At 71.8% G+C, this 1,483-nt stretch carries 1 protein-coding gene; it reads right to left on the reverse strand.

From position 1 onward, the window contains the following. Positions 1–55: 55 nt before the first annotated feature. Positions 56–1,288 (reverse strand): hypothetical protein, encoded by a 1,233-nt coding sequence (locus tag ACFU6K_RS38850; RefSeq protein ID WP_117487286.1) that lies wholly within the window; start codon positions 1,286–1,288, stop codon positions 56–58. Positions 1,289–1,483 lie beyond the last annotated feature (195 nt).

The following is a 1,483-nucleotide window of genomic DNA, read 5'->3' on the forward strand; positions in this document are numbered from 1 at the left end:
CGGCGGGTCACGTCACCGCTCGGCGGGCCACGTCACCGCTCGGCGGGCCGCGCGGTTACTTGGCCTTCTTCGAGAAGTACTCGAACATGTGCTGGGCCACGTCCTCCAGGTACGGACCGGCCTCGTAGGTGTTCGCGCCGTTGCCGATGGAGGTGTCGCTGACCAGGGCGGGCTTGCCGTCCTTGGTCGCGTACCAGCCGCCGCCGCTGCTGCCGCCGGTCATGTTGCAGCCGATCAGCAGCATCGCCGGGCGGCTCGGGTCGCCGGTCTTCTTGGACGGCTTGCCGCCGTCGCAGTGCTCCAGTTCCACGCCGTCGAAGGGCTTGCCCTCTGGGAAGCCGTAGTTGCTGACGGCGCCGACCTGGTCACGCGGGGCGTTGAACCAGAGCGGGACGGAGCCGCCGACGGTCTCCTCCAGCGACTTGCCGCCCGGGCTGGGGTTGGCGACCTTCACGATGCCGAAGTCGTACTGGCTCCACGGGCCGCCCTTCTCCGGGTCGGCCTCCGCGGCCCACTGCGGCGAGACCATGCCGGAGGTGGCGGTCCACTCGCCGTACGGCTCGGCGTCCTCCAGCTTGGCCTGCTTGTTGCCGTTGCTCAGCACGCCGTTGCTGTTGAAGGCCGGGGCGAAGGTGATGTCGGTGTAGTACTTGTTGCCCTTGCCGCCGTGCAGGCAGTGGCTGGCGGTCCACACCAGGTTGCTCTTGCCGGGGTTGGCCGGGTCGGAGACGACGGTGCCGGAGCACACGTAGTCCTCGTTGCCGTCCTTGAAGAAGATCTTGCCGTTGACGTGCATGTTCTTCGGGAACGGGTGCGCCACGGGCTTGGCCGGGACCATCGCGGGCAGCTGGTCCGCGCCGCCGCCACCGCCGGGCTGGGCCGCGGTGGGCTGGGCCGTGGGCGCGGCGGAGGCGGGTGCGCTGGTGGCCGGCGCGGCGCCGGTGGGCTGCGCGGGCGGCTGGGTCCCCTCCGGGGCGGGCTGCGGCAGCGGCTTCGGCTTGGCGTCCAGCAGCTTCTGCAGGGTCCAGTAGCCCTTGACCGCCGGGGTGATCACGTTGGCCTGGGCCCACTTGTCCCAGTCCTCCAGCTTCCAGGTCTTCAGCTCCTCGAGCGTCGGAAGCTTGATCGGAGCCGCGCCCGGCGTGCCGGAGGCGCCGGCCGTGACACCGGGAGCCGCGGTCACGGCCGGGTCGGCGTTGTCGGGGCCGCACGCGGTGGCGACCACCATGGTCAGCGCGACGACGGAGGCGCCCAGGACGGCACGGCCCGGCCGGGATATCGGTGACATGAGTTCAAATCCCCCTGTTGACTACCGCCATGCGGCCCGTTCCCCGGGTGCGGCCCCACTCGGCCGCAGGCATGGCAGGTGAGGAGTCTGCCATGCGTCCGGGGGACTCCCGAATTCCGCACCGGACCGGGACGGGGCCGTCACCGGATCGGCACGGGATGGGCACCGGGGCCCCGCCGCGGGGCGGTCCGGGGC

Origin of the sequence: Kitasatospora sp. NPDC057512 (genome assembly GCF_042802135.1) — a bacterium.
Taxonomy (GTDB): domain Bacteria; phylum Actinomycetota; class Actinomycetes; order Streptomycetales; family Streptomycetaceae; genus Kitasatospora.

Bases quoted from the DNA above. Each gene is read 5' to 3' on its own strand.
- ACFU6K_RS38850 (WP_117487286.1), bottom strand. From the start codon at position 1,288: ATGTCACCGATATCCCGGCCGGGCCGTGCCGTCCTGGGCGCCTCCGTC.